Origin of the sequence: Micromonospora halotolerans, from assembly GCF_032108445.1 — a bacterium.
Classification (GTDB): Bacteria; Actinomycetota; Actinomycetes; order Mycobacteriales; family Micromonosporaceae; genus Micromonospora; species Micromonospora halotolerans.
Genome location: NZ_CP134876.1, coordinates 6,396,024 through 6,413,254 on the forward strand (window position 1 = coordinate 6,396,024; position 17,231 = coordinate 6,413,254).

At 71.4% G+C, this 17,231-nt stretch carries 11 protein-coding genes; 6 read left to right on the forward strand and 5 right to left on the reverse strand.

All coding sequences use genetic code 11. The annotated features are described in order from the left end of the window. Positions 1-81 precede the first annotated feature (81 nt). Positions 82-3,333, reverse strand: a complete 3,252-nt coding sequence (locus RMN56_RS29955; RefSeq protein WP_313721216.1) for a DUF2961 domain-containing protein — start codon at positions 3,331-3,333, stop codon at positions 82-84. A gap of 260 nt (positions 3,334-3,593) precedes the next feature. Between RMN56_RS29955 and RMN56_RS29960 the strand changes: the two genes are divergently transcribed. From RMN56_RS29960 to RMN56_RS29970, 3 genes are all read left to right on the forward strand, one after another. Beyond that, complete coding sequence (locus RMN56_RS29960) at positions 3,594-4,676, forward strand: GTP-binding protein (protein ID WP_313721217.1); 1,083 nt, start codon at positions 3,594-3,596, stop codon at positions 4,674-4,676. A 15-nt stretch (positions 4,677-4,691) separates the two neighbouring features. Continuing rightward, positions 4,692-8,375, forward strand: coding sequence for a GH116 family glycosyl hydrolase (locus tag RMN56_RS29965; RefSeq protein WP_313721218.1), 3,684 nt, complete (start codon positions 4,692-4,694; stop codon positions 8,373-8,375). Positions 8,376-8,542: 167 nt separating this feature from the next. Beyond that, positions 8,543-9,541, forward strand: coding sequence for a LacI family DNA-binding transcriptional regulator (locus RMN56_RS29970; RefSeq protein WP_313721219.1), 999 nt, complete (start codon positions 8,543-8,545; stop codon positions 9,539-9,541). A gap of 69 nt (positions 9,542-9,610) precedes the next feature. Here the strand turns inward: RMN56_RS29970 and RMN56_RS29975 are convergent, their stop codons facing one another. Further along, positions 9,611-11,245, reverse strand: coding sequence for a fucose isomerase (locus RMN56_RS29975; protein WP_313721220.1), 1,635 nt, complete (start codon positions 11,243-11,245; stop codon positions 9,611-9,613). Further along, positions 11,242-12,780, reverse strand: coding sequence for an FGGY-family carbohydrate kinase (locus RMN56_RS29980; protein ID WP_313721221.1), 1,539 nt, complete (start codon positions 12,778-12,780; stop codon positions 11,242-11,244). Before RMN56_RS29980 ends, RMN56_RS29975 begins: the two co-directional genes overlap by 4 nt. A gap of 427 nt (positions 12,781-13,207) precedes the next feature. Here RMN56_RS29980 and RMN56_RS29985 point away from each other — a divergent pair, with 427 nt between their 5' ends. Further along, entirely contained in the window at positions 13,208-13,822 is a 615-nt protein-coding gene (locus RMN56_RS29985; RefSeq protein WP_313721222.1) for a dihydrofolate reductase family protein, read from the forward strand. Positions 13,823-13,830: 8 nt separating this feature from the next. Here RMN56_RS29985 and RMN56_RS29990 read toward each other — a convergent pair whose 3' ends face one another. Continuing rightward, the gene (locus RMN56_RS29990) at positions 13,831-14,721 is read right to left on the reverse strand and encodes an IS5 family transposase (protein WP_376787327.1); all 891 of its coding nucleotides are present in this window, start codon (positions 14,719-14,721) and stop codon (positions 13,831-13,833) included. A 315-nt stretch (positions 14,722-15,036) separates the two neighbouring features. Here RMN56_RS29990 and RMN56_RS29995 point away from each other — a divergent pair, with 315 nt between their 5' ends. Both RMN56_RS29995 and RMN56_RS30000 read left to right on the forward strand, forming a co-directional pair. Beyond that, a complete protein-coding gene (locus tag RMN56_RS29995) occupies positions 15,037-15,876 on the forward strand; it encodes an alpha/beta fold hydrolase (RefSeq protein ID WP_313721223.1) in 840 nt (279 codons plus the stop codon). A 169-nt stretch (positions 15,877-16,045) separates the two neighbouring features. Further along, a complete protein-coding gene (locus RMN56_RS30000) occupies positions 16,046-16,252 on the forward strand; it encodes a hypothetical protein (protein ID WP_313721224.1) in 207 nt (68 codons plus the stop codon). Here RMN56_RS30000 and RMN56_RS30005 read toward each other — a convergent pair. Next, the gene (locus RMN56_RS30005) at positions 16,228-17,154 is read right to left on the reverse strand and encodes a peptidase inhibitor family I36 protein (RefSeq protein ID WP_313721225.1); all 927 of its coding nucleotides are present in this window, start codon (positions 17,152-17,154) and stop codon (positions 16,228-16,230) included. The genes RMN56_RS30000 and RMN56_RS30005 overlap by 25 nt on opposite strands. Positions 17,155-17,231 lie beyond the last annotated feature (77 nt).

Sequence of the window (17,231 nt, forward strand, 5' to 3'; positions counted from 1 at the left end):
CACCTCGTCAGTCGTCTGCGGGTCTGCTGCGGGTCGGGCCGGAGCCGCCGGGCCCGCTGCGGGCCCGGCGGCTCCGGTCGGTCACGAGACGAGCCGCGCCTCGACATAGTCGAGCCCGGCCAGGTAGCCGACCGCCGCGGCGGCCTTGCCGGTCACGGTGAGCGTGAGCGTGTGCCGGCCCGCCGTCAGCTCCCGCTGGCCGTAGTCGAGCGGGTCGCTCACGACCACCTCCGGCGAGTGGTACGCGTCGAAGGCCGGCCCGACCCGGGCACCGTCGATCGCCACCGTGTTGGTGCCGTAGTCCCGGGCCAGCGTCTGCACGAGGCGCAGGTCGTAGGTCCCGGTGGTGGGCACGGTGAAGTTGACGGTGACGCTCTGGTTCGGCCCGTTCGCGTGGAACCACAGCTGCGCGCTCTGCGACCAGTGGATGCCGCAGCAGTCGCTCTGCGGGTCGGCCGGCGCGTCGGCGCTGACCGCGGGCAGGAGCGATTCGCCCTCGATCCGCAGCGTGTCACCGGTGGTGGCCGAGGCGGTCGGCGAGTACGGGCTGGCGTTGCCGGCCGCATCCACGGCGCGTACCCGGTAGTACCAGGTCTCGCGCAGCCCCAGACCCGCGTGCTCGAAGCTCGGGCGGGTCGTGGTGCCGACGCGGTTGCCCGGTCCCGGCGTGAAGTCCGCCTGGCGGGAGGCGAACACCTCGTACCGGGGGGCGTAGACGTCGTCCGCGGCCGGCTGCCAGGTCAGCGTCACGGCGTTGGTCGTGCCGCTGGTGGCGGTGAGCCCGCTGACCGCGCCCGGCCGCTGGTGGTCGGTGAACGGCGTGACCAGGCTGAGCACCGCGTACCGGGCCGCGGACCAGGCCGGAGCGCCGGCGGTGGGCGTCAGGGTGACGGTCACCGCGTCCCTGCCGCGGGTGAGCGCGGCCGGGACCCGGTACTCGTCCTCCAGCCACCGGTGCGACGCGTTGGCCAGCGGCTGCGACCAGATGCCGGCGTCGTGCCCGTCGACACCGACCGCCACCGACTGGTACCCGGCCGACTGGTCGCCGACCCGGCGTAGGACCGCGCCCGCGTTGTCCTCGTCGAGGGTCACCCGGAACCGGATCGGCTCGCTGGAGGCGCGGACGTCGTCGGTCACCGGTCGGGGCGCGCCGTCGTCGCCTTCGAAAGTCGCCGTGAGCACCGTCCGGTCGCCGCCGGAGGCGTACTGGTGGGCCGTCTCGCTGGCGGAGTCGCCCACGTCGACCGTGTCCGTCCAGCGCTGCCCGAGGGTGTCCTGGCCGTACCAGTACGCCGTGGAGCCGTACCGGGCCGGGTCCTGGTCGCCCGGGCCGTGCTCGATGCCGAACCGCAGTCCGGTCGAGAACGCCACCGACTCCGCGAGCATGAGCCGGTACGCCCCGGTGCAGTCGTACCGGCAGCCGTAGTCGGCGATCTCGTGGGCCGGGTTGCCGTTCATGGGCGCGGAGAAGGTGCCGTGGTTGAAGTACCAGCCGCTCTCGTAGAAGTCCTCGGTGCCGGTGCCGTGGATGCTCGGGCTCTGCGCGCCGTCCACGTACACCCGCTCGTCACCCTCGAGGTAGTTGCGCTGGTTACCGGCGGGGATGTGCCCCTCCATGGTGTGGGTGACCCCCACGAACTTCCCCCGTCCGGCGACGTCGAGGAAGAGGTGGTCCGCTCCCGGCGTGGTGTCGGCGCTGGTCGCGGTCGCCCGGAAGTAGCCGGTGTCGCCGGTCGGCCGCAGGGCCGCCGCCCAGCGGGCGGAGCGCTCGGTGGTCACGGTGGCCACCGACGGTTTGATCGCCACGTCGGACCCGTTGCGCAGCTCGATCGACCAGCGCGACCGGTAGGGCATCGGCCACCAGGCCGACAGGGTCGCGGTCGCGGGGTCGACGCCGAACATCAGGGACCGGACGGCGTGCAGCCCGAGGCCCGTGCCGAAGAACTCGCCGAGCGGGGCGTCCACCGTGGTCTTTCCGTCGAACGAGATGCGCAGCCGGGTGTCACGCAGCACCGCGTCGGACGCGGCGACGGCCGCCTTGCGCTCGTCGTCGGACGGGTAGGAGGAGGTGTTGCTGCCCTGCCAGGTCTGCGCGGTGATCCGGTAGCCGTGCGCCGCCTCGACGTCGGTGTGCGCCGGGCCCAGGTCGACGGTGTCGGTGCGCTTCGCGGTGCCGGCGACGAGGCTGTCGACCCAGTAGGTGAACTCGTTGACGTCGAGGTCGGACGAGATGAACTCGTTGCGGATGGTCAGCTTCGTCTTGCCGGCCGTGGCGCTCGCCGGCAGTTCGACGCTCTGGTCCAGCCAGGTGCCGAACGGCACCGGGTCGTTGGCCGGCCACTCGGCGACCGGTGCTCCGTCGACCAGGATCCGCGCCCGCTGGTGCCCGATGTGCGGGTCGAGCCGGCGGGTGAGCCGTACGCCGGTGTTGGCCGGGTCGACGGCGACGGTGAACTCGCTGCCGCCGCCGGCACCGAAGGCGCGGCCGTCGTCGGCGATCGGCTGGGGCGCGCCGACGAGCTGGGGAATCTTCAGCTGGAGTGCGGTGATCGCGCCGGGGCCCACGCCACTGGCGAGGGTGGCCCGACCGCCCGCGGGGACGGCGAAGGTGCGCTCGGCCGTCGCGGCGCCCGGCTGGGCGGGCTTGGGGTCGCGGGTGCCGGCGGCCTTGAGCTGCGCGATGACGTCCTCGGCCCGGTCGGTGGGGTCGAAGGTGCGGACGCCGTCCGAGGTGGTGAACTTCCGGTAGGAGACGTGGTGGAAGATCGGGTTCTTCTCGGTGGTGACCCGCATCGAGCTGCGGTAGGTCATCGGCGCCTTGATGTAGACGCCCCCGGAGCTCTGCGCCGCGTTGGCGACCACCGGGTAGACGAAGGGGGCACCGAGCTTGCCGTCCACGACATCCTGGAGCTTGGCGTCGAGCACGGTCTGTCCGTCGAGGACGACCGTGATTTTGCCCGTGGCGGAGACGTTGCCCTCGTCGCGGGTGAACCAGATGGAGTCGATCTCGCCGGCGCCGGTGGCCTCGGCGATGACGCAGCCGTCGGCGCTGGTGCGCAGGCAGGAGTACTGGCCGGAGAAGCCGTCGTCGTTACCGCCGCTGCGGTCGAAGCTCGAGAACTGGTAGGCCCGGGAGCCGTCGGTCAGTTCCGGGAGCCGGTCGAGCCGGCGGTAGACGTCCCAGCCGACGGGGCCGTTCGCGGTCGTTCCGGTGGAGGCCGAGGCGGGCCCGGTGAGACCGACGACGGCCGAGCCGGCGATGAGCGTCGCCGCGGCGGCGGCACCGAGCAGCCGCCGAAGCGAGGTACGTGGTGCGTGGGTGGTGGGTGTCATGAATCGCCTTTCCACATCGGTGGGTGGGGCGGGTCGTGATATGCGGCAGACAAGGAATCGATTTCTCGCTGCGGTTGCGATCAGGTTAGGCAGCCGTCGCGCGGCGGTCAATCCTCCAGCGCTGACGGGCGAGGTTCGGCGGCGCTTCGACGTTGACAGCCCCATCCGCCGCTCCTATGGTCCTCGATCAGAACCGAGCAAACGATTTCTCGCTCACAAAAGCGCACCGCGGCCCCGCGGCGCGCGGGGAGGGGGCAGCCGTGCCCCGACTCGTCGTCCTCACCGGATTCCTCGGCGCGGGCAAGACCACGACCATGCTGGCCGCCGGACGGCTGCTCACCGCACGCGGCGGCCGGGTCGCGGTCATCACCAACGACCAGGGCAGCGACCTCGTCGACACCCACCTGGCCCGGGACGCCGTGCCCGACGTCGGCGAGGTGACCGACGGCTGCTTCTGCTGTCGCTTCGAGGACCTCGCCGACCTGGTGACGGACCTGCTCGACACCGGGCGTGCGGACACCATCCTGGCCGAGGCCGTCGGCAGCTGCACCGACCTGCAGGCGACGGTCATCCGCCCCCTGCGGGCCCGCTACGGCGACCGCCTGACGCTGGCCCCCCTCACCACGATCGTCGATCCGGCGCGCGTCGGCGTGCTGGACGGCGACCTCGGCTACCTGTTCGACCGCCAACTCGCCGAGGCGGACCTCATCGCGGTCAACAAGTCCGACGCCCTGCCCCGCGCCGCGTTCGGCGCGCTCCTCGACCAGATCCGGCGCGGCTACCCCGGCGCGGGCGTCCTCGGCTACAGCGCGAGCCTCGGCGAGCACCTCGACGATCTCGTCGCGCGGTGGACCGGCGAGCCACCGCGCGACCGGGACGTGGACCTGGCCGTCGACTACGACCGGTACGCCGCGGCGGAGGCGCGGCTGAGCTGGCTCAACCAGATATGGCAGGTCTCGGCCGACGGCGGGTTCTCCCCGCGACGCTGGGCACACGTCGCCCTCGAATCGCTCTCCGCCGCCTGCGCCCGGCGGGGAGACGTCATCGGTCACGCCAAACTCGCCGTCCAGTCGCCCGCCGGGCTGATCCGCATGAGCGTCGTGGCCGCCGGTGACCGGCCTCGGCACGAGCCCGCCGGGCCCGACGGATCGCCGGTGGCCCGGGCCACCGTGCTGCTCAACGTCCGCGCCACCTGCCCACCGGAGGACCTCGAATCACTGGTACGGGCCGCCGCCTACGACGCCGACCTCGCGGCCGGCGCCGCCGCCCGGCCCGGCCCGGCGAACGCCTTCGCGCCGTCCTACCCCCGCCCCGTGCACCGTCTCCCGGCCACACCGGCCTGACCGTCAGGAGCACCCATGGCAGAGCATCCGTACGACCAGTGCTGTCCCGGCAACGCCTGCGGCCCGAACCGCCGGCAGTTCCTCACCCTCTCCCTCGGGCTCACCGCCGGCACCGTGCTCGTCGGCTCCCGGGCCGAAGCCGCCGCTGCCCTCGGCGTACCCGAGGATCGGCTGATCGGCGTACCGGTCGACAAGGCGCTGCCGCCCGACTGGTCCGCGGCGCTGTACCGCCGGGGCGAGCCCACCAGCTACGCCGGCACCGACCTCCGCTGGCTCGGCATGCCGGTCGGGGGTGGCGCCACCGGCCAGCTGTACCTCGGCGGCGACGGGCGGCTGTGGAACTGGGACATCTTCAACCGACCGGCGGCCGGCACCACCGACGTCGGGTACGCGAGCCCACGGCAGCCCGCCTCGCCCGTCCGGCACGGTTTCGCGCTGCGGACCCGGTCCGGCGGGCGGGTCCAGACCCGCGCGCTCGACGCCACCGGCTTCGACCAGGTGCGGTTCACCGGGCAGTACCCCATCGGCACGGTCCGGTACTCAGCCGCCGACGCTCCGGTCGAGGTGACTCTGGAGGGGTTCTCGCCGTTCGTACCGCTGTCGGTCGCGGACTCGACGCTGCCGGCGACCGTGCTGGTCTACACGCTGCGCAACACGTCGCACGCAACGGTGGACGCGACGCTGCTCGGCTACGTCGAGAATCCGGTCTGCCTGGACACCAGGACGCAGCGCGGGATCACGCTGCGGTCGACGGCGTTCGGCGACCGGTCGCTGCGCGGAGTCCGGTTCTCGGCCGCCGAGCAGACCGAGACGGCCGACCGCCCCGACGTCGTCTTCGAGGACTGGGAGCGGGACACCTACGAGGGCTGGACCGTCGAGGGCAGCGCCTTCGGCGCCGGCCCGGTGCTGGTCTCCGAGATACCGGACTACATGAAGGGCGGCGGGCCGCTCAACGCGACCGGACAGCGACTCGTCACCTCGCACGACTTCCGCGGGGCCGACGGCGACATCGGCCGGGCCGACGCGCCGACCGGCAAGCTCACCAGCGCCCCGTTCACGGTCTCGCGCAAGTCGATCCGGCTGTCCATCGGCGGCGGCAACCACCCCGGCCAGACCTGCGTCAACGTGCTCGTCGACGGCGCGGTGGTCGCCACGGCGACCGGCCGCAACGCCGAGGCGATGCACAGCGTCTACCTGGACGTCGCCGCACACGAGGGGAAGTCCGCGGTCATCGAGATCGTCGACGCCCACACCGGCGGGTGGGGGCACGTCAACGTCGACCGGATCGTGTTCACCGACGTGGCGCCCCGCCCGGAGATCGTGTTCGAGGACTGGGAGCGCGAGACCTACGACGGCTGGACCGTCGAGGGCACCGCGTTCGGCGCGGGCCCGGTGCAGGTCTCCGCGGTGCCCGACTACATGAAGCGCTTCGGCGATCTCGGCGCGTCGGGGCAGCGGTTCGTGACCTCGCACGACTTCCGCGGCTCCGGCGGTGACACGGGCCGGGCCGACGCCGCCACCGGCAAGCTGACCAGCCGGCCGTTCACCGTCGAGCGCCGCTACGTCAACGTGGCCGTGGGCGGCGGGAGCCACCGCGGCAGCACCTGCGTCAACCTCCTGGTGGACGGCGCCCTGGTGGCCAGCGTGGCCGGCCGCGACGCGGAGCCGGTCAGCGTGGCGACGATGAACGCCTCCGCGTACCAGGGGCGCACGGCGGTGATCGAGATCGTGGACGCGGACACCGGCGGGTGGGGGCACGTCAACGTCGACCGCATCGTGTTCAGCGACGTGCCGACGGACACCCGGCCGCTGGACCAGGTGCCCGACAACGGCACGCTCGTCCTCGCCGCGCTCGACGGTCGGGCGGTGACGCGTCCGTCGCTCGCCGGGTGGGACAGCCTCGACGAGGTGTTCGCGGCGGAGGCCGGCCCCACGGAGGTGGACGGCTCGCTGGCCGGGCAGGCCGGATCGGTGAGCGTGGCGGTCCGCCTCGCGCCCGGCCAGAGCCGCACCGTGCGATTCGTGCTCGGCTGGCACTTCCCCGTGCCGGACCGCGTTTCGCTGGGCTTCCTGCGCGGCTCGGACAGCCTGCGCCGGCACTACGCGACCCGGTTCGCCGACGCCCGCGCGGTGGTGGAACACGTCGCCCACGACCTCGACCGGCTGGAGGCCGACACCCGCACCTGGGTGCAGACCTGGTACGCCGACGCGACCCTGCCGCACTGGTTCCTGGAGCGCACCCTGGCACCCGCGTCGACGCTCGCCACCAACACCTGCTACCTGTTCGACGACGGCCGGTTCTACGGCTGGGAGGGCGTGTACTGCTGCCCGGGCACCTGTGAGCACGTGTGGAACTACGCCCAGTCCATCGCCCGGCTCTTCCCCCAGCTGGAACGCGACACCCGCGGCAGGGTGGACCTCGGCATCGGATTCCACCCGGACACGGGCCAGATCGGCAACCGCGCCGAGGCCGACATGGGCTGGGCCACCGACGGGCAGTGCGGGACGATCCTGCGCTGCTACCGGGAACACCTCACCGCGCCGGACGACACCTACCTGCGGGTGAACTGGCCCCGGCTGCGGCGCGCGCTGGAGTGGATCATGGAACACGACGTGGGCCCGGACGGCACGCTCGACGGCCCGCAGCCGAACACGCTCGACACCACCTGGTACGGAAAGATCGCCTGGATCACCGGGATGTACGTCGCGGCACTGCGAGCGGGCGCGGCGATGGCCGACGAGGTGGGCCAGCCCGAGTTCGCCGACCGGTGCCGGGTCCTCGCCGATTCCGGCAGCCGGTACCTGTCCACGGAACTCTTCAACGGCGAGTACTTCATCCAGGAGGTCGACCCGGCCCACGCCGATGCGATCAACAGCAATCGGGGGTGCCACATCGACCAGCTCTTCGGGCAGAGCCTCGCCGGTCAGCTCGGGCTCCCCCGCGTCGTGCCGGCGGAGCAGGCCGTGAGCGCCCTGGAGAGCCTCTACCGGTACAACTTCACGCCCGACCACGCCGGCTACCGGGAGGACAGCGTCATCCCGGGCGGCCGCTGGTTCGCGATGGACCACGAGTACGGCATGCTGATGACCACCTGGCCGCACGGTGGCGCCGACACCGCGGCCGGGAACCCGGCGAGCTGGGCCGCGATGTATTTCAACGAGGTGTGGACGGGCCAGGAGTACCAGGTCGCGGCACAGATGCTCCAGGAGGGCCTGGTCGAGGAAGGGCTCACTCTCACCCGGGCGGTGCACGACCGGTACGCCGCGGGCAAGCGCAACCCGTACAACGAGATCGAGTGCGGCGACCACTACGCCCGGGCCATGGCCAGCCACGGTGTCTACCTCGCGGCGTGCGGGTTCGAGTACCACGGCCCCCGCGGCCACATCGGGTTCGCGCCCCGGATCAGCCTCGACAGGTTCGCCGCCGCATTCACCGCGGCGGAGGGGTGGGGCCTGTTCCAGCAGGAGCGCCACGGCGGGCACCTCACCGGCACCGTCGAGGTCCGGTACGGCCGCCTGCGGGTATCCAGCATCGCCCTGGCGGTGACGCGTTCCCCGGCACGGGTGACGGTACGTCTGGGCAATCGCACTCTGCCGGTGCGTGACTGGTCGTGCCGGGACGGGCGCATTCTCGTTACCTTGGACGCCGAGGTCGTGGTCGGTCGGGGAGACACCATCCAGGTGATGCTCAACGGCTGAACGTGTCGGCGCTCGACACGGCACCGTGTCGAGCGCCGGCGCGGACGCCCTTGACTATTCCGTCATTTTCCGCCCGTAAGATGCCCAGTCCCCGCACCGACGAGGGTGCGGGGATCGGGCACCCGTTCTCGGGCTTGTCATCGTAGGAATCCACCGGATGGAGGCGAATGGCGACGATCTACGACGTGGCACGGCAGGCTCAGGTCTCCCCCGCGACGGTCTCGCGGGTGCTGAACGGCCGCACCACCGTCGATCCAGTCATGGCCGCGCGCGTGCACCAGGCGATGCAGGACCTCGACTACCGCCCCAACGCGGTCGCCCGCAACCTGCGCCTGAGCCAGACCAGCCTCTGGGCGGTCATCATCTCCGACATCGGCAACCCCTTCTTCACCTCCATGGTGCGTGGGGTCGAGGACGTCGCGCAGAGCGCCGGCTACTCGGTGGTCCTGTGCAACACCGACGAGGACCCGGAGAAGGAGTCCCGGTACATCGCGGCGGTCCTCGCCGAACGGATGGCCGGCGTCATCATCTCCACGTCGGGCCGCTCGACGGTGATCAACCGGCTCCTCGAGGCCCGCATCCCGGTCGTGGCGATCGACCGCCAACTGCGCGGCGTCACCATCGACACGGTGCTCGTCGACAACGTGCACGGTGCCGGGCTGGCGACCACGCACCTGCTCGACAACGGCTACCAGCGGGTCGCCTGCATCACCGGCCCGCGCCGGATCTCCACGGCCGCCCAGCGGCTCCGGGGCTACCAGCGCGCGCTGCGGGAACGCGGACAGGAGGTCACCGACGCCCTCGTGCGGTACGCGGACTTCCGCGAGGAGGGCGGCTACCGGGCCATGGCCTCGCTGCTCGACAGCGACAACCCGCCCGACAGCGTCTTCGCCACGAACAACCTGATGACCGTGGGCGCCGTGGAATGCCTCGTCGACCGCGGCATTCGGGTGCCGGACGAGGTCGGGGTCGTCGGATTCGACGACATTCCGTGGGCACACCTGGTCCGGCCGTCGTTGAGCACCGTGTCCCAGCCGACGTACGACCTCGGACGCGCCGCCGCCGGCCTGCTCACCGAGCGGATCGCCAACCCGTCGCGGCTGCCGTCGACCGTCACGCTCAGCACCGGGCTCCAGGTGCGCGACAGCTCCACCCGCCCGAGCTGACCGTTCGCCGGCACGAGGGCTCGGCGACCCGGCCGGGCTTCCTGACCGGCCGGGTCGCCGAGCGCGTACTCAGAGGTTGACGTCGCCGCAGAGGTGCACCTGGACGCCGAGTTCGGCGAACATCGCGGCCTTCACCCGCAGTGTCCGGTCGGCGGTCTCCGCGTCCGGCGCGTAGGCGACGTTCACGTGGTTGGCCTTGTGGCGGGCCATCAGCTGGTCGCGACCGACCCCGTGCAGCACGGCATGCATGATCGGCCACTGCGGGTTCGTGGCCTCCAGCCGGCGCCGGGTCTCCTCCTCCGGAAGCTCGACGACGGTCGCGCGGCCGAGGTCGACGTGCAGCCCGCCGTCCATGATGAACACCCGGGACCAGACGATCTCGCCCGGCTTGGAGACCCCGCTCAGGGTGCCGCCGCCGAGCGGGAAGAACATCGGCGGCTGCCGCATGCTGTACGACTTGTCGTACCCGCCGTTGTGCGACGCCGGCACCGAGCCGGAGATCTCGAACGCCCAGACGAAGTCGTCGCCGTAGGTCTCCCCCCACCGGATGTCGTGCAGGGTGGTGGCCGGGTCGAGGCCCATGGCGGTCCAGATGCGGTTGGTGACCAACGAGTCGACGGCCACCCCCTCGTCGACCTCGTTGAAGTGCGGCAGCGGCGCGCCCGCGTAGAGTTCGCGGCTGCCGTCGCGGCTGCGTACCGGTGGCCGCTGGACGTTGTTGAGCAGCCCCTCGGCCAGGTCGCTGGCCGGGACGGTGTCCTTCAGTCCCTGCTGGTACTGAATGCCGACCGCGTCGAGGCCGAAGTCGTCCGCGATGCGCAGAGCGGCGATGTACATCTTGAACTGGCTCGTCAGCTGGGCGTCGGTGAGCTCGGTCGCCTCGTCGGTGCCGGTGTGGAAGGTCATCCCGGCCTCGTCCAGCCAGCGGCGGACCGCGTGGGCCTCCTCGTCGGAGACCCGTGCCATCTCGGCGACCAGCGCGCTCTGCGACAGCCGCTCCTTGTAGATGCCCAGCGGGTTGATCAGTTCGTCGTCGAAGATCGCGTTGTACATCCCCATGCAGCCCTCGTCGAAGACGCCGATGATGGCCTTCTCCCGGGCCAGCTGCGCGGCCAGGGCGCGACCGAGCTCGACCTCCGGGTCGTCCGGCAGGGTGGACAGATCGCGGACGTGACTGGTGTCGTGGCGCAGCTCGCCGGTCTCCAGCCAGGTGCGCAGCCCGTTGACCGCCCAGTCGTCGGTGAAGTCCCGGCTCCACAGCGCGGAGTGCCGCACGCCCGCCTTGGTGAGGCTCGCGGTGAGGTTGAGCAGGCCGACCAGGCCCGGGAACTCGCCGCTCCAGTTGGCCACGATGAGGATCGGTCCCCGGTGGCTGCGCAGGCCGGCCAGGACGTGGTGGCTGTACTGCCAGACCGCCTCGACCACGATGAGCGGCGCGTCGACCGGGATGCTCTTGAAGACCTCGATCCCGGCCCGCTGGCTGTCGATGAACCCGTGGCCCTTGTCCGGGTCGAACGCGTGGCCGCGCTCGACCTTCCAGCCGAGCGCGTTGACCGCAGTCGTGAGGTCGGCCTCCAGTTGCTGCTGCGTGGGCCAGCACGTGACGTTCGCGCGGGGCCGGAGATCGCCACTGGCCACCGTGTAGACGGTGCCGGGCGCCGCGACGGGCGGCTCGGCCAGCACGGGCAGCGGGTAACGGGTCATGGGGCGACTCCTTCGGTGCGTGGGGTGTCGCTGGCCGCCGGCGGGCCGGCGGCCATCAGACGGTCCTGACGTGCAGCGAGCGCGTGCGCGACCCGCTTGGAACTCGTGTACAGCTCCCGGTACAGCTCGTAGAGCTCGTCGTAGTCCGCGGCCAACTCGGCCCGGGGCTGCCGGATCTCCTTGACGGGGTTCCACGCCTCGATCGAGACGGGCCACCCGGTCCGCGCGGCGAGGAACGCCGCTCCGTAGCTCGCGCCGATCGTCTGCGACGGAATGACCTGGGCACGCCCGGTGACGTCCGAGACGATCTGGGTCCACAGCCCGCCCTGGGTGCCGCCGCCGACCGCCACGACCCGTCGGATGTCACCACCGCTCGCCTCGATCGTCTCGATGTTGTGGCGTACGCCGAGCGCGGTCGCTTCGAGCGCGGCGCGGTACAGGTCCCCGCGCGTGTGCGAGACGGTGAGGCCGGCGACGAAGCCACGGGCTCGCGGATCCAGGATGGGCGTGCGCTCCCCCGCGAAGTACGGGAGCATGAGCAGCCCCTTCGCGCCCGGGCCGGAGGCCTCGGCCAGCCGGAGCAGCTCGGGATAGTCCGGTGAGCCGAACAGCTCGCGGAGCCACGCCGTGATCGCGCCCGAGGTGGCCAGGCCGCCGGCGAGGTTCCGCGTCCCGGGCAGGGCGCCGACCGTGCCCCACAGCGACGGGTTCGTCAGGCGGGCCGTGACGGTGTGGACGAGGAACATGGTGGTGCCGTACATCAGCATCAGGTCGTTGACGCCCTGGGCGCCCACGCTGATCGCCTCCGACCAGGCGTCGATGGTGCCCGTGATCACCGGGACACCCGCCGGCAGGCCGGCCTCCGCCGCCGCGCGCGACGTCACCGTCCCGGCCACCTCGCCGGGCCAGCGCAGCGGTGGCAGGACCAGGTCGGGTGCGATCTCCGTGGCCCACAGCGCGTACCAGTCCTGGCCCTCGGTGTCGTAGAGCGGTGTGCACTGGCTCGCCGAGTGCTGATCGAGCACGTAGTGGTCGGTGAGTTTCCACGCGAGCCACGAGCTGGGCATGAAGAGCCGTCGGGCCCGGGCGAAGAGTTCCGGTTCGTTGTCGGCCACCCAGGCCACCTTGGCGCCCGCCGCCTGGCTGGACAGCGCCGAGCCGCACCGACGCAGGATCTCCTCCGCGCCGAACCGCTCGGTGAGGCGGGCGATCTGCTCCGTCGAGCGGGTGTCGACGCCGTAGAGGATGGCGGGGCGCAGCGGGGTGTTCGCGGCGTCCGTGAGCAGCACGCACGGACCCATGCCGCTCACCCCGACGGCGACGACGTCGACGTCGCCCGGTGCGAGGAGCTCCCGGCTGAGCGCGACGAACTCCCGCCACCAGACGTCGGCGTCCATCTCCACCCAGCCCGGTCGCGGGCGGCTCACCTCGTGCGACCGGGTCGCCGAGCGAACGACCCGGCCGTCGGTGTCGACGAGGACGCCCTTGCTGCTCGATGTGCCGATGTCCACGCCCAGGACGGCCGCAACCTTCATGGCGCCACTGTTTCAGCAATCGATTTCCGAATCAAGACCGCTGCGTCGGCGTCTTCCCCTGTTGGGTTCGAGCCCGCGCGCTGGCATGCTGTCGTATCGCCTGATGAATGCGGGTGCCGGCACGGCCGCAGGTAGCCGGGACCGGCGGGAAATCGTTAACTCACTACGGCTCCGGACACGGTGGATCCGCCGATCCCGCACGATGCCGACAGGCGTCATCGGGCCGCCGCGGGCATACCACCCTCGGGCAAGCGAACCCGGCTGCGTGCAGCGCCAGCGACCAACTCGGCGGATTCCAGGTGCCGCCCGTCGTGGGGCGTCGTCCGCCCCAGGGGCGGGTCGGCGAGTAGGTCAGTGGCCGGCCGATGAATTTGAGATGCTGCGGCGGTCTACCTGTCGACATCACCCGATTCGAAGGGACCGCCCGATGGCAAAGGTCATCTCCACGCTGTTCATCTCGGCCGACGGTGTGGCCGAGATCGACCCCGACTGGCACTTCCCGTACTTCGACGAGAACATGGGCCGCGCCGTCAGCGAGGACTATGACGCCGCTGACGTGCTGCTCATCGGCCGCGAGACCTACGACAGCTTCGCCGGGGCCTGGCCCGAGCGCGAGGCCGCCGGCGGCGATGACGCGCCGTTCGCCAAGCAACTCGGGGACGTGCGCAAGGTGGTCGTCTCGCGCCAGCCGCTGCAATTCTCCTGGCGCAACTCGGAGCTGATCGAGGGTGATCTGCTCGACGCGGTCCGCGCGCTCAAGGCCGACACCGGCAGCAAGGGCATCCTCATCCCGGGGTCGATCTCCGTGGTGCAGCAACTGCTCGCCGCCGGGCTGGTCGACGAACTGCGCCTGCTCGTGCACCCGGTGGCCGCCCGCAAGGGCCGCAAACTGTTCGACGACGGCGATACCCCGTACCACTTCCGGGTGACCACGACCGAGGTATTCCCCACGGGCGTGATCCGGGTGATCTACGCCCCGACCCCGGCGCCCGGGAAGGTCGGCTACGACGACGTCACCGACCAGGTACCGGCCGGGAGCTAGGCCGTGTTTCATAAGCCGGGTCGGAGCCATTCGTTGATCGTGGCGATGTGCACGGTGGCGTGGTAGCGGACGGCCAACTTGTCGTAGCGGGTGGCCAGCGCTCGGTTGCGTTTGAGCTGGTTGATGCCGCACTCGACGGCATGGCGTTGCCGGTAGGTGCCGGGGTCGAAGGTCGGTGGCCGGCCGCCTTTCGAGCCCTTCCTGCGTCGGCTCTCCGCCTGGTCGATCTTGATCGGGATGGTCGCCGCGATGCCTCGACGGACCAGGTGCTGCCGGTTGGCGCGGGAACTGTAGGCCTTGTCCGCCAGGACCCGATCCGGTCGTGTGCGGGGCCGGCCACCGCCGACCCTGGGGACCCGGATACCAGCCAGCACGGGAACGAACTGCGGGCTGTCGCCGCGGTGCCCGGCGGTGAGCACCGTCGACAACGGCTTACGACCCTGTTCACAGGCCAGGTGAAGCTTGGTGGTCAACCCACCTCGTGACCGCCCCAACGCATGATCATCGGGTTCGTCATCGACACCGCCGGGCGACTCGACCTGCAACTGGCCACGGTTGCAGGCGCCGGCAGCGTGCTGATGAGCGCGGGCGCTGGTGGAATCGACGCTCACGTCCCACGTGATCATCCCCGCCGCGTCGGCCCGAGCCTGCAACCCGGTGACCACATCCCGCCACACTCCGGCCCGCTGCCACCGCCGGAACAACCCGTAGACGGTCTGCCAGGGCCCGTAGAGCGCCGGCACGTCCCGCCACGGCGAGCCGACCCGGGTGCGCCACCGAATCCCGTCGATCAACTGCCGTCTGCTCCACTTCGGCGGACGTCCTGACCCACGCAGCCTGGGCAGCAACGGCTCCAGCACCGCCCACTGAGCGTCGGTCAGGTCGTGTCGCCTCGTCACCGCTAAGGTGGCCACGAGGTCTCCGGTATGAAAGTTCGTCTTGGTCGATGAACCCTCTACCGGAGACCTCACTGTCTATCGATCACCGACACGCCTGAGCCGGCCCGGTGCGGGCCAACGGCGGACGATCAGACGGTTTTCATTTTTGAAACAGGGCCTAGTAGTAGCGGGCCGCAGCGGTCGACGCGACGCAGAGCACCGGCGGGGACGCGTACCTGTGCCGCCGTCCCCGCCCCACCGATCCACGACGCCGCCCTGGAGGTTCCTGATGTATCCGACGGTCGACTCGTTCCGCACATCCAGCGGCGAGGCGTGATGACCACGGTCGAGGCGAACGGCGTCACGCTCGGGGTCGAGCACTTCGGCGACCCGGCGGCGCCCCTCGTGCTGCTCGCGGGCGGCACGACCATGCTCTCCTGGCCCGACGCACTCTGCGAGGCGCTCGCGCACGGCGGGCGCCACGTGGTGCGGTACGACCTGCGCGATTCCGGCGCGTCGACCACCGTCGACCCCGACGCTCCGGCGTATACGCTGCGCGATCTCGCCGCCGACGCCGCGGCCCTCGCCCGCGAACTCGACGGCCGGCCGGCGCATCTGGCGGGCATCGGGGTCGGCGGGATGGTCGCCCAGGTCGCCGCGCTCGACCACCCGGACGCGTTCTCGGCGCTCACGCTCGTCGGAACGCGGCCCGTCGCTCCAGGCCCGGTAGATGACGACCTGCCGGACCACGACGCGGCGACGATGGGCCGGCTGTTCTCGCGAGCGATGCCCGACTGGTCCGACCGCGCCGCGGTGGCCGAATTCGCCGCCGGAGGCGCGGAGATCCTCGGCAACGATCCCGCCGCCGCGCGCGCGACCGCCGCGCGCACATGGGACCGCACGCCGGGCACCGAGCCCGCGGTACAGGTGGCCAACCAGTTGGGCACGGTGTTCGCCAAGCTCGACTGCACGCCGCGCTGGCGCGAGCGGCTGTCCGAGCTCACGCTCCCGACGCTGGTGGTGCACGGTCGCCGCGACCCGTTCTTCCCGGTCGGCAACGGCGAAGCGCTCGCCCGCGAGATCCCTGGAGCGCGGCTGCTCGTGCTCGAAGGGGCCGCGACGGCGATCCCCGATGCGGCCGCCGGTGAGGTCGCGGCGGCGATGCTGGCGCTGTAGGTCTCCCCGGCGGCAACCTGCGGGTCGACTACATCGACTGCCGCGTCATGCACCCGTCCGCCTTGTTCGCACTCCGAAGCAATTCGACCCGCCAGTCACCTATCGGATCATCGCCGCCGAGGGCACCACCAACGCCTCGACCGTCGGCTACCTGCTCCCGGTGGTCTCGGTGGCGCTGGGGGCCATCGTGCTCGACGAGGGCTTCAACCTCCGGGTCGCCGCCGGGATGGTGGTCGTGCTCGTCGGCGTCGGCCTGACCCGCCGGCCCACGGGTGGCGCCCAGGTGTGCCGCGACCACGAGCGTGCCGCGCGCCGCGGAGCTGCGGCGGGCGGCACGGCTCGCGCGCCAGGTCAGGAGATGACCACGTCGCTGTAGTAGTAGCGCAGAATCGCCTGGTAGCTCTTGCCCGAGTTCGCGAGATCACGCGAGCCGTACTGCGACAGCCAGTCCCCGGTCACCCAGCCACCGCACGCAGTCGTGGTCGCGCAGTAGTGCGCCTGCAGGATGTTGCCGCTGCGGGTCATCCGGGTGGACCAGGTGCGGTCCACCGCGCCGGACGTCGACGCCTGCGCCGACGACGGCCGGTAGACCTGGTCGCCGGTGTCGTCACGGACGTCATAGCACTGTCCGCCGGGGGTCTTGCGGGTCGAGTGCAGCGCCCAGTACCAGCCGTAGCTCTTGACGGCTACGGCTCCGGCCTCCAGCGAGGCGCTCGGCCAGCTCGACACCCACTCGTTCGGGAGGACGTTCTTGACGTACGTCTTGAAGTCGACCCGGTCGACTCGCCCGAGGCTGACCCGGTAGACCAGGATGGTGTTCGGCAGCGTGCTGTTGGTGCCGTCCGTGCTGCAGCCCGTCGGCCCGCTCAGCAGTTCGTGCGAGGCGTTGTTGTTCTTCAGCGTGACGTTGAGGTTGCCCTTCGCACCGGCGGCGAAGTCCTGGCTCGCGCCGGCGAAGTTGCTGTTGAAGTAGACGCGCACGGTCTTGCCGGTCCGGTTCCACACCGACGCGGCGTTGTTCTTCACGCACACGCCCTGGCCCGCGCCCGTACCTTTGAAGTCGTAGCAGGTCGGCTGGGTCGTGCCGTAGTCGTCCAGGGAGTCGGTGAAGTCGGAGACCGAGCCGGCCTGGTTGCTGTTGTAGTAGTAGCAGAACTCGCCACTGTCGCAGCCCCCGTCGCGGGCGGCGGCGGACGCCGCGCCCGGCGCCACCGTGACGCCGACGAGCGCCGCCACCAGGACCGCCAGGATGGCCGGAAAGGTTCTCAGGATGGTCATCCGTGGTCGCCGATCAGCAGTGGAGCGTGTGCGGGAAGCGGGCTGGGCGCCGCTCAGGTGCACCTGTGAGCGCATGC